General features: G+C 62.7%; 8 protein-coding genes, 1 tRNA gene and 2 rRNA genes (1 of these 11 only partly in view). All 11 read left to right on the top strand.

Annotation, left to right across the window (positions count from 1 at the left end; genetic code table 11):
• Nucleotides 1-1,097 (top strand): 23S ribosomal RNA (locus EN991_RS02225) (it extends 1,725 nt beyond the left edge of the window).
• Between the two features lie 265 nt (nucleotides 1,098-1,362).
• A 5S ribosomal RNA gene (rrf, locus tag EN991_RS02230) occupies nucleotides 1,363-1,477 on the top strand.
• Between the two features lie 154 nt (nucleotides 1,478-1,631).
• A tRNA-Met gene (locus EN991_RS02235) sits at nucleotides 1,632-1,708 on the top strand.
• 566 nt (nucleotides 1,709-2,274) lie between these two features.
• Complete coding sequence (locus tag EN991_RS02240) at nucleotides 2,275-3,306, top strand: substrate-binding domain-containing protein (RefSeq protein ID WP_013529471.1); 1,032 nt, start codon at nucleotides 2,275-2,277, stop codon at nucleotides 3,304-3,306.
• A 93-nt stretch (nucleotides 3,307-3,399) separates the two neighbouring features.
• Complete coding sequence (locus EN991_RS02245) at nucleotides 3,400-4,935, top strand: sugar ABC transporter ATP-binding protein (protein WP_127365502.1); 1,536 nt, start codon at nucleotides 3,400-3,402, stop codon at nucleotides 4,933-4,935.
• 76 nt (nucleotides 4,936-5,011) lie between these two features.
• Complete coding sequence (locus EN991_RS02250; RefSeq protein ID WP_224674565.1) at nucleotides 5,012-5,935, top strand: ABC transporter permease; 924 nt, start codon at nucleotides 5,012-5,014, stop codon at nucleotides 5,933-5,935.
• Nucleotides 5,936-5,960: 25 nt separating this feature from the next.
• The gene (locus EN991_RS02255) at nucleotides 5,961-6,941 is read left to right on the top strand and encodes a sugar-binding transcriptional regulator (RefSeq protein ID WP_024504451.1); all 981 of its coding nucleotides are present in this window, start codon (nucleotides 5,961-5,963) and stop codon (nucleotides 6,939-6,941) included.
• Nucleotides 6,938-7,933 (top strand): aldo/keto reductase, encoded by a 996-nt coding sequence (locus EN991_RS02260; protein ID WP_027161269.1) that lies wholly within the window; start codon nucleotides 6,938-6,940, stop codon nucleotides 7,931-7,933. The genes EN991_RS02255 and EN991_RS02260 overlap by 4 nt, the downstream gene beginning before the upstream one ends.
• Nucleotides 7,934-7,954: 21 nt before the next feature.
• Entirely contained in the window at nucleotides 7,955-9,652 is a 1,698-nt protein-coding gene (locus EN991_RS02265) for a glycerol-3-phosphate dehydrogenase/oxidase (RefSeq protein WP_127368058.1), read from the top strand.
• 14 nt (nucleotides 9,653-9,666) lie between these two features.
• Complete coding sequence (locus tag EN991_RS02270; protein WP_206519140.1) at nucleotides 9,667-10,485, top strand: aldolase; 819 nt, start codon at nucleotides 9,667-9,669, stop codon at nucleotides 10,483-10,485.
• Nucleotides 10,486-10,507: 22 nt separating this feature from the next.
• A partial coding sequence (locus EN991_RS02275; protein ID WP_245460877.1) for an FGGY family carbohydrate kinase occupies nucleotides 10,508-11,356 on the top strand: 849 nt, incomplete at its 3' end.

An 11,356-nucleotide genomic window follows, 5' to 3' on the forward strand; every position in this document is an offset into this window, starting at 1 on the left:
TCAAAAACACAGGGCTCTGCGAAGTCGCAAGACGACGTATAGGGTCTGACGCCTGCCCGGTGCTGGAAGGTTAAGAGGAGGGGTGCAAGCTCTGAATCGAAGCCCCAGTAAACGGCGGCCGTAACTATAACGGTCCTAAGGTAGCGAAATTCCTTGTCGGGTAAGTTCCGACCTGCACGAATGGCGTAACGACTTCCCCGCTGTCTCCAGCATAGACTCAGTGAAATTGAATTCCCCGTGAAGATGCGGGGTTCCTGCGGTTAGACGGAAAGACCCCGTGCACCTTTACTATAGCTTTACATTGGCATTCGTAGTGGCATGTGTAGGATAGGTGGTAGGCTTTGAAGCCTGGGCGCCAGCTCAGGTGGAGCCACCCTTGAAATACCACCCTTATTACTATGGATGTCTAACCGCGGCCCGTTATCCGGGTCCGGGACAATGTATGGTGGGTAGTTTGACTGGGGCGGTCGCCTCCTAAAGAGTAACGGAGGCGCGCGATGGTGGGCTCAGAACGGTCGGAAATCGTTCGCTGAGTGCAATGGCATAAGCCTGCCTGACTGCGAGACTGACAAGTCGAGCAGAGACGAAAGTCGGTCATAGTGATCCGGTGGTCCCGCGTGGAAGGGCCATCGCTCAACGGATAAAAGGTACGCCGGGGATAACAGGCTGATGACCCCCAAGAGTCCATATCGACGGGGTTGTTTGGCACCTCGATGTCGACTCATCGCATCCTGGGGCTGGAGCAGGTCCCAAGGGTATGGCTGTTCGCCATTTAAAGCGGTACGTGAGTTGGGTTCAGAACGTCGTGAGACAGTTCGGTCCCTATCTGCCGTGGGTGTAGGAATATTGAAAGGATCTGTCCCTAGTACGAGAGGACCGGGATGGACGGATCTCTGGTGGACCTGTTGTGGCGCCAGCCGCATAGCAGGGTAGCTATATCCGGACGGGATAACCGCTGAAGGCATCTAAGCGGGAAACCCACCTTAAAACGAGTATTCCCTGAGAACCGTGGAAGACGACCACGTTGATAGGCCGGGTGTGGAAGAGCGGCAACGCTTGAAGCTTACCGGTACTAATAGTTCGATCGGCTTGATCGTTCTCATTCCTTATGCCCATCTGACAAAGTCAGATGGTCTGTTCTCACTCACGCTTGTTCCGCCCTGCGGGCGGCGCTACGTGAGTGCGGCGCATCAGCGCCGACGGTCGACCTTGCGAAGCTTCGCTTCGAAAGGCGCCAGACCAAGAACCGTAAAGGCACACAAAGACCAGCGAACAGCCCCGAGAGGCACCCGACAGCCCCGCTGCCGATGTCTCTTTGTGCCCTTCGCTCAAAAGCTTCTCGAACAACGTGCGTTTTGCCGACCTGGTGGTTATGGCGGAGCGGCTGCACCCGATCCCATTCCGAACTCGGCCGTGAAACGCTCCAGCGCTGATGGTACTTCGTCTCAAGACGCGGGAGAGTAGGTCGCTGCCAGGTCTGCCAAACGCACGTTGATCTCACATCCAAATCGGATGGAGAAAAATCTTCTCTTTATGAAATGGCCCGCCAAGGGATCACGGGCCGCGTAAGCGGCCCTTTCATTTGGTCAGCCATATACCTATCTGTAGGCCTCGGCTTACACAAAAATTGACGCGGGGTGGAGCAGCCCGGTAGCTCGTCAGGCTCATAACCTGAAGGTCACAGGTTCAAATCCTGTCCCCGCAACCAAATTCAAAAAGGCCCGCCATCGTGCGGGCTCTTTTGTTTTGTGCTGTGCTGTGCTGCCGGCCTGTCATCAGGCGCCCGCAACCAGCCAAGCCAAGCCGCCAGACAGAAAACGCAAATCCTCTCCCCAAAACCAACATCAAAAACAGCCCGCCAGCCACAAATGCCCGCGCGCCGTTTTGATATGCGGCTGGGGTGGCCATCGATCTGCCCAGGCTCAGGCCCCCGAAAGCGAAGCCGAAGCTGCAGCCGACTTCTGGCCAAGCGGACATATGGAGAGCCGTCACGCTGCGCCCGGAACAGATCTATCAAAGACAGGATCGGGGGCTTCAGGCGATAAAGACGCGGCCGGCGGGAGGGTGCCCTGCGAGCCCCCCCCGGTAGGAATCCCCTTGAAGTAGGTTGTGAAATATATTTCACTATGTGAATTATATTGACAATGCGCGCCCGGGCTGTAATGTCCCGATCGTCGGCTTTCGGAGGAAGGTCGGCATCATCAAATCCATACGGCAGCGCTCACTGAGTGCCTGCAACGGTCATTGAGGATGGCTTCGGCCAAGGGAGGAAACTTGCGCAAATTTCTGAGCACGCTCGCAATCGCGGCGGCTGCATCGACCTGCTTTGGGTCGATGCAGGTACGCGCCGAAACCCCTAACCCGTTCAAATGCGAGCCGGGTGAAAAATACGTCATGAACGTGATGGTCTCGGGCGTCGAATACTGGTTCCCGGTCTATGAAATGTTCAAGCAGGCCGGCCAGCAGTTCGGCTGCGAGACCGCCTATACGGGTACGCCGGAATACGACGTCAACAAGCAGATCGCCACCTTCGACCAGGCGCTGGCGCAGAAGCCTGCCGGCATACTGGTACACCCGATGAACTCCGATCCGTTCATCGAGCCGATCAACCGCGCCATCGAGCAGGGCACCGCGGTGGTGACCTTCGCCGCCGACTCGCCGAATTCCAAGCGCGTCTCCTACATCACCTCCGACAACAATGCCGAAGGCACCTATGCCGCCGACGCCGTTGCCAAGGCGATGGATGGCAAGGGCGAATATGCGGTGCTGGAGAATCCCGGTCAGGACAACCACGACAAGCGCGTCAACGCCTTCGTTGCCCGCATGGAAGCCAAATGGCCTGACATGAAGCTCGTCGGCCGCGCCGCTTCGAACCAGGATCCGACCAAGGCCTATCAGGCGGTTTTGAGCCTGGCCCAGGCGCATCCGGACCTCGGCGCCGTGTTCATGCCGGAGGCCAACTCGGCCATCGGTGCTGCCCAGGCCGCCAAGGAAGGCGGCGGCAAGATCCGCGTCATGCTCGCCGACGTCAACGCCAAGATCCTCGACATGATCAAGGCCGGCGAGATCTTCGGCTCGGTCAATCCCAACCAGGGCATGCAGGGCTATATGGGCTTCATGCTGTTGTGGATGGCCAAGCATCCCGGCCTGATCGATCCGATGAACGACGCCAAGCGTTCGGGTTTCAACCCGATGAGCGTGCCCTTCGTCGACAATGGCTTCTCCATCGTCTCCAAGGACAATGCGGACGACTTCTACTGGGACAAGTACCTCAAGCGTCGCGGCACCAAGGGCATCGAGGAATAGTCTCGATCGCCGCCCCGGCCTCCACAAGGCCGGACCAACCGGGAAGGAGGCTTCGGCCTCCTTCCTCCCCCGCAAGCATCGCAGGAGCATGGCGTGACCCAGGCGCCCATTCTTGAAATCCGCGGCCTGTCCAAGGCGTTCGGCCCGGTCAAGGCACTGAGCGACGTGCGGTTCGAGCTGCGGCGCGGCGAAATCCATGCGCTGTGCGGCGAGAACGGCGCCGGCAAGTCGACGCTGATGAACATGATCGCCGGTGTATTGCAGCCCGACGAGGGCGACATCCTGATCGATGGTGAGCGCATTTCGATTCACTCGCCCGCGGCCGCCCAACGTCTCGGCATCGCGCTCGTCCACCAGGAGATCGCGCTGTGTCAGGACGCCACGGTTGCCGAAAACATCTACATGGCCGCGATCAACAGCCGGCGCGCGCCGCTGATGAATTTCCAGAAGCTCTACGCTGACGCCCAGAAGGTCATGGACCTGCTCGCGCCCATTCCGGTGCGCACCAGGGTCGCCGACCTCTCCATTTCCAACCAGCAGCTCGTCGAGATCGCCAAGGCGCTGACGCTCGACTGCAAGGTGCTGATGCTCGACGAGCCGACCGCCGCACTCACCGAAAGCGAAGCGCAACGCCTGTTCTCGATCTTGCGCGGGCTTAGGGAACGTGGCATTTCGGTGGTCTATATCAGCCACCGCATGGCCGAGATCTTCTCGCTCTGCGACCGCGTCACCGTCTTCCGCGACGGCCGCTACGTGGCGACCGATGCGATAGCCGCCGTTTCACCCGACGATGTCGTGCGCAAGATGGTCGGCCGCGAAATCACCCAGCTCTATCCCGACAAGCTGGCGCCGCAAGGGCCTGGGCGCCTTCTCCTGTCGGTCGAGGGGCTTTCCGATGGGCGCCGCTTCGCCGACGTCGATCTGCAGCTTCGCGCTGGCGAAATTCTGGGCATAGGCGGCCTGATCGGCGCCGGCCGCAGCGAGATCGCACAGACGGTCTGCGGCCTCAGGCCAATGACCTCTGGAACCGTCGCGCTCGACGGAAAGCAGCTGCGGCCGCGCAGTTATGGCGATGCGGTCAAGGCGGGGCTGGTCTATCTCTCTGAGGATCGCAAAGGCTCCGGCGTGTTCCTCGATCTGCCGATCGCGGCGAACATATCGGCGCTCGACCTCGGCCGGCTCACCGGGCGCCTCGGCCTGCTCGACCGCAAGGCCGAGGATCGTCAGGCGCGGGAGCTGACCGGCAGGCTCGGCGTGCGCATGGCCGGCATCGAGGCCACTGTGTCGACGCTGAGCGGTGGCAACCAGCAGAAGGTTGCTATCGCCAAGCAGCTGTCCGTCAGTCCCAAGGTCATCATCATGGACGAGCCGACGCGCGGGATCGATGTCGGCGCCAAGGTCGAGATTCACCGGCTGCTGCGCCAGCTAGCTGGCAGCGGTGTCGGCGTCATCATCATCTCGTCCGAACTGCCGGAGCTGATTGGCTTGTGCGACCGCGTTCTTGTGGTGCGCGAAGGCAGGATCGCCGGCGAACTCGCCGCCAGCGAGCTCGGCGAGGAAGCCATCATCATGCTCGCCTCGGGCGTCCAGGACAGTTCAATTCAAAGGCAGGCCCAGAATGTCGCCTAGGGAATCAGGAGAAGCGCTCGTGCACGCCGAGATCAAGTCCGCCGGGCGGCGCATCAACTTCGCTCACCTCGCCTCGATGCGCGAGGCCGGGCTGATCGTCATCATCCTGGCGCTGTGCATCGCCATGAGCTTCGCCTCGCCGCACTTCCTGACATGGGGCAATTTCCGCGCCATGCTGATGAGCTTCTCCATCGAAGGCATCGTCGTCGTCGGCATGACCGTCCTGCTCATCGTCGGCGGCATCGACCTTTCCGTCGGCTCGGTCGTGTGTTTCTCGATGGTGGTCTCGGGTGCGCTGTTCCTCGCCGGGCTCGATCCCTGGACGGCAAGCCTGATCGGCATCGGCGTCAGCGCGCTGATCGGCGCGGCCATGGGCTTCTTCGTGACCGTGATAGGGCTCAATCATTTCATCACGTCGCTGGCCGCCATGGTCATCGTGCGCGGCATGTGCCTGGTGGTCACCAAGGGCACGCCGCTGTCGCTGTTCACCTTGCCGCCGGCCTTCAAGGCCATCGGCCAGGGCAGTTTCAACAACATCCCCTATGTCATCCTGATCTTCATCGTCGTGGTGGCGATCTTCGACTTCCTGCTGCGTCGCGCCACGGCCTTCCGCAAGGTTTTCTACACCGGCTCCAACGAGAAGGCCGCGCAGTTCTCCGGCATCAGGACCAATCAGGTGAAGTTCTGGGTCACGGTGCTGTGCTCGACCCTCGCCGGAGTGGCCGGCGTCATCTACATGGCGCGCTTCGGCGCGGCGACGCCGACCTTCGGCGCCGGCATGGAGCTCAACATCATCGCCGCGGCCGTCATCGGCGGCGCCTCGCTGAATGGCGGCTCGGGCACCATCTTCGGGGCGATCCTCGGCATGGCTCTGCTGTCGGTGGTGACGAGCTCGCTTATCCTGCTCGATGTCTCGGTCTATTGGCAGGACATGATCAAGGGATGCATCCTGCTGGCAGCGGTGTCGATCGATCACTTCCTGCACCGCAAGAAGTCCTGAACCTCAAAGGCGGCGAAACAAGACCATGGCCCCTCCCAACACCCGCGACGACATCGCCGCTGTTCGTCAGATGCACCAGGCGCTTGTCCTGCATTATGTCGAAGGCAAGACCCAGGCCGAGATCGCCGGGGAACTCGGCATCTCGCACGCGACCGTCAACCGGCTGATCAAGCGCGGTCACCAGCTTGGTCTCGTCGAGATCAAGATCAAGTCGCCGATCGACCATCTGGTCGACCTGGAAGCGCGGCTGGTGGCGCTGGGCGGCATCGAGCGGGCGATGGTGGTGCCGTCGGTCTCCGAAAATCCGCACACCGCCCTGCAGCGGGTCGGCGAGGCTGCGGCTGGGCTGCTGCTCGACACCATCAAGGACGGCGACACCATCTCGATCACCGGCGGCAAGGGCGTCAGCGCGCTGGTCGCCGGTCTCAAGCCGGGGCGCCGCTACGACGTCGAAATCATTCCCGCCACCGGGCTGGTGCAGGGCAAGCACTACACCGATGTCAACCACGTCGCCTCGCTGATGGCCGACAAGCTCGGCGGCCGCGCCTATCAGATCCATGCGCCGTTGTTTGCGGACACCGCGCAGCAGCGCGAGATGCTGATGGGCATCAGCTCCGTCGCAGACGTGTTTCGCAAGGCGCGCGAGGCCGATGTCGCGGTGGTGGGTGTCGGCTCCATCCTGACCGACGATTCCAGTTACTACGATTTGCATCCGTCCTCGAATGCCGATCGCCAGGCGATCGAGAAGTCCGGGGCAACAGGCGAGCTGCTCGCCCATCTCATCGATCGCCGGGGCAAGCTTTGCAACTACTCGCTCAACCGTTCGTTGGTCTCGCTGACGCTTGACGAGTTCGCGACCATCCCGCGCTCGATCGGCATTGCAAGTGGCGCCAGCAAGGTCGCGCCGATCCTCGCCGCAATGCGCGGAAATCATCTCGACACCATCGTCACGGACGAGGCCACGGGGCTCCAGATCCTCGAGCTGGCCGAACAGGAGGCAGCATGAATTCTCGACAGATCCAGCGGCAGATCGGCAAGTCCGGCATATCGGCGTCGGCCGTGGGCCTGGGCACCTGGGCGATTGGCGGATGGATGTGGGGCGGCACCGACGAAAAGGAGTCGGTGCGGGCGATCGAAGCCTCGATCGATGCCGGCCTCAGCCTGATCGACACAGCGCCGGCCTACGGTCTTGGCCGCAGCGAGGCGATCGTCGGCACCGCCATCAAGGGCAAGCGCGACAAGGTGGTGATCGCGACCAAATGCGGGCTGAACTGGCATTCGGGCAAGGGCGGGCATTTCTTCGACCAGGACGACAAGCCAGTGCATCGCTATCTCGGCGCCGACGGCATCGCCTATGAGGTCGAGCAGAGCCTGCGGCGTCTCGGCACCGATCATATCGACCTCTACATCACCCATTGGCAGGACCCGACGACGCCGATCGCCGAGACGATGGCGGTATTGGAAAAGCTCAAGGCAGCCGGCAAGATCCGCGCCATCGGCGCCAGCAATATCAGCGCCGAGGATCTCGGCCACTATATCGATGCCGGCCAGCTCGATGCGATCCAGGAGCGCTATTCGATGATCGACCGCGACATCGAGAGCAGCCTGCTGCCGATCACTCGCCGCCATGACATCGCCACGCTCAGCTATTCGTCGCTGGCGCTGGGGCTGCTCACCGGCACGGTCGACCCCGGCCGCACATTCGGCGGCGACGACCAGCGCAAGGACAACCCGCGCTTTTCCACGGCCAACCGACAGAAGGTGGCAAAGCTGAAGGAGGCCATCGCCCCTATCGCCGAGAGCCACCAGGCGTCGACCGCGCAGATCGTCATCGCCTGGACGCTCGCCCAGCCGGGCATCACCTTCGCGCTGTGCGGCGCGCGCAATCCCGAACAGGCGCTCGACAATGCGCGGGCCGGGGAGATCACGCTTGCGGCAGGCGAGCTTGCGGCAATCGACGCCGCGGCAGCCGCGCATCTCACCGCGATGGATGCCTGAGAAAAAAAGGCAACAGCCCCGATGAACCGTAGCCATACGTTAGCCGGTCTGCGCGACCGGCCTGATATCGCCGTGCTCGTCATCGGTGGCGGCATCAACGGCATCAGCGTCTTTCGCGAACTGGCGCTGCAAGGCGTCGATGTCGTACTGGCGGAAAAGGGCGATTATTGCAGCGGCGCCAGCGCCGCCCTTTCACGCATGGTGCATGGCGGCCTGCGTTATCTCGAAAACGGCGAATTCAAACTGGTGCGCGAATCGCTGCTCGAACGTGACCGGCTGCTGAGGAATGCCCCGCACTATGTGGTCCCGTTGCCGACGACGGTGCCGATCTTCGACATTTTCTCCGGCCTTGCCAACGGTGCGGTGCGTTTCCTGGGTCTGACGCGGCGGCCGAGCCGGCGTGGTGCGCTGGTCATCAAGACCGGCCTTGCCATGTACGACCTGTTCACCGCCGCACGGCGTTTGATGCCGACGCACAGGTTCAGGGGCCGCGCCGAAACCTTGAGAAAATGGCCGGCGATCAATCCGGCGATCCGCAATTCGGCGACCTATTACGACGCCTGGGTGAGCCGGCCCGAACGCCTCGGCCTGGAGATGCTGCTGGACGCCACGGCGAGCGCGGCGAACGCCCGCGCCTTGAACTACGCTCTGGTATCGTCGACAGGTGATAGCCTCGCCATTACCGACACGCTGACGGGCGAACAACTGCCGGTACGGGCGCAATTGGTCATCAACGCTACTGGCGGCTGGATCGACCTGACCAACAAGGCCATCGGGGCGGCGGCGCAGACGATGATGGGCGGCACCAAGGGCTCGCATCTCATCGTCGACAATGCAGAACTGTTCGACGCGCTCGGCGGCCATATGGTCTATTACGAGAACGAGGACGGGCGCATCTGCATCCTGTTTCCCTATCTCGGCAAGGTGCTGATCGGCTCGACCGACATCCGGGTCGACGATCCGGACAAGGTCCGTTGCGAGGAGGACGAGCAGCGCTACATCCTGCAGTCGCTCGCCTTTGTATTCCCGTCGATCAAAGTAGCTGAAAACCAGATCGTGTTCCGCTTCGCCGGCGTGCGACCCTTGCCCGCCAGCGAGGACAGTTTTACCAGCCGCATACCGCGCGATCATTTTTGCGAGTTCGTAGAAGCGAGCGGGCGCCTGCCGGCGACACTGTGCATGATCGGCGGCAAGTGGACCACCTTCCGTTCGTTTGGAGCGCTGGCCGCCGACATGGTACTGAAGCGGCTCGGCCTCGCGCGCAGCCAGGGAACGCAGGACATGGCCATCGGTGGCGGCCGTGATTTTCCGGCCGACCCGGACGCCTGGTGCGCGTCATTCGCCGCCGAGCATGGCCTGACGGTCGAGCGCGCGCAAACGCTTCTGCAGCGCTATGGCACGTCGGCCAGGGATTTCGTTTCGCACCCGGCGGGCGAACAGATGCTGCCGCAGTCGGACTATTCGGCAAGCGAGATGGGGCGCATCATCGAGCGCGAGCAGGTCGAGTGCCTTGCCGACCTGTTCTTGCGCCGCACCACCATCGCCATTTCAGGCGGTCTCAGCTTCGACCTCGTCAACGCCGTTCTCGACATGCTGGCGGCGCACAAGGACTGGAGCGCCAGCGAGGCTGCCACCGAGCGCTCGACCTTCCTCGCCTTGCTGGCCGACCGGCACGGCATCGACCTCCAGACACATCAAAGGAGCGCCCTATGCGCGTAAACAAGAAAGTCCGTATGAACCGGCTGTTCGGCGGCGGCCGCTGCCTCGACGTCGCCATCGATCATGGCGTCTGCAACGAGCCGAGTTTCCTTGCCGGGCTGGAAGACATGGCCAGCGTGGTCAACCAGCTGGTCAAGGCCGGCCCCGACGCCATCCAGATGAACTACGGCCAGGCCGACCTGCTGCAGGCCGTGCCTGGCAAGGACAAGCCGGCGCTGGTGATGCGCATCGACATGGGCAATCCCTATAACAGGATACGCCACCGGGCGATGTGGGCGGTGCTGCAGAACGAAGCCGAGCCCTTGCTTGGCGCCATCGAGATGGATGCGGCTTGCGTCGTGGTCAATCTGTTCATGCTACCCGACGAGCCGGACCTGTTCCGGCAATGCGTGCAGAACATCGCCCGCGTGCGCGCCGGTTGCGAGAAATACGGCCTGCCGCTGATGATCGAGCCGCTGGCCATGCTGCCGGTCACCGAGCATGGCGGCTACATGGTCGACGGCGACGCCGATAAGATCGTCACCTTGACCCGGCTTGCCCGCGAGATGGGTGCCGATATCGTCAAGGCCGACCCGACCACCGATCCCAACGACTTCCACCGCGTCGTCGAGGCGGCGCGCTGCCCGGTGCTGGTGCGCGGCGGCGGCAAGGAGGATCTGCGTGCCGTGTTCGACAAGTCGGCCGCCTTGATGGCACAGGGTGCGCTTGGCATGGTCTATGGCCGCAACATCTACCAGCATGCCAACCCGAGCGCTGTCGTGCGCGGGCTGATGGCAATCATTCACGACGATGCCGATGGCGGCGCAGCCTGGGATCTGTACAACCAGGCATAGGCTGCGGTCTCGGGAGGCGCCAATGGCAAGCTATATCCTCGGTCTCGATGCCGGCAACACCGTCATCAAGGCCATCCTCTTCGACCTGTCGGGCCGCGAACTGGCATTCGCCGCCCGTGACGGCCGCTCGTCCATGCCAAAGCCCGGACATGTCGAACGCGACCTCGACGAACTCTGGCGCAATTCGGTCTCGGTCATTGGTCAATGCATCGCTGAAGCCGGTATCGACGCCGGCGAGATCGTCGCCATCGGCTGCGCCGGCCATGGCAACGGGCTCTACGCGCTCGATCGTGCGGGCGCGCCATTGATCGGCATCCAGTCGCTCGACACACGCGCCGTCGACATCGTTGCTGAGTGGGCAGAACAGAATGTCGGCGACCGCACCTACGCCCACTGCCTGCAGCGGCCGTGGGCGGCGCAGACGCCGACCCTGCTTGCCTGGCTCAAGCGCTTTTCGCCGGCTTTGTTTGCCAGCATCGGAACTGTGTTCTTGTGCAAGGATTTCGTCGTCAACCGCCTGACAGGTGCGCGCAGCAGCGATACTTCAGATATGTCGGGCTGCGGCCTGCTGCAGATGCAGGACCGCCGCTACGAGCCGGACCTGCTTGCCGCCTATGGGCTCGGCGATTGCATGGACCTGTTGCCGCCAGTGCTGGAATCGGCCGACATTGCCGGCCATGTCAGCGCGGAGGTGGCGGCCCTGACGGGACTGCGCGCCGGCACGCCGGTCGTCGCCGGGCTGTTCGATGTCGTCGCCAGCGCGGTCGGTTCGGGCGTGACCAGAACCGGTGCCGCCTCGGTCATCGCCGGAACCTGGAGCATCAACCAGGTCATCACCGACAAGCCGATCCGCGACCCTTCGATCTTCATG

Source organism: Mesorhizobium sp. M7A.F.Ca.US.005.03.2.1 (genome assembly GCF_003997795.1).
Lineage (GTDB): Bacteria > Pseudomonadota > Alphaproteobacteria > Rhizobiales > Rhizobiaceae > Mesorhizobium > Mesorhizobium ciceri.